This window comes from Streptomyces doebereineriae (assembly GCF_031845645.1).
Classification (GTDB): Bacteria; Actinomycetota; Actinomycetes; order Streptomycetales; family Streptomycetaceae; genus Streptomyces; species Streptomyces canus.
Map to the genome: position 1 here is coordinate 1 of NZ_JAVREZ010000523.1, position 403 is coordinate 403.

A 403-nucleotide genomic window follows, 5' to 3' on the forward strand; every position below is an offset into this window, starting at 1 on the left:
CCGGGGCTGGAGGACGGGGCGCCGAATTTCGGCCGCTACCGCACCCGGGTGCGCGGGGCCAAAGAGGTGCTCGGGCAGGTGCCGGTGTCATGCATGCTCGAAGAGATCACCACGCCCGGTGAAGGGCAGCTCAAGGCCCTGATCACCGTCGCGGGCAACCCGGTGCTGTCCACCCCGGGCGGCGACAAGCTCGACGAGGCGCTGCCGCAGCTGGACGCGATGATCTCGGTGGACCTGTGGCTCAACGAGACCTCCCGGCACGCCGACGTGATCCTGCCCGGTGCCTCGGCGCTCGAGCAGCCGCACTCGGCCGACCTGCTGCTGGGTGCGGCGATCAACAGCTTCGCCCGGTACTCACCGCCGGTGTTCCACCGCGAGGATCCCGATGCACCGGAGGAATGGG

General features: G+C 70.2%; 1 protein-coding gene. It reads left to right on the top strand.

Translation table 11 applies throughout. The annotated features are described in order from the left end of the window. Window positions 1-403 (top strand): molybdopterin-dependent oxidoreductase (locus tag RNB18_RS53085; protein WP_311721190.1); only part of this gene is annotated, 403 nt, incomplete at both ends.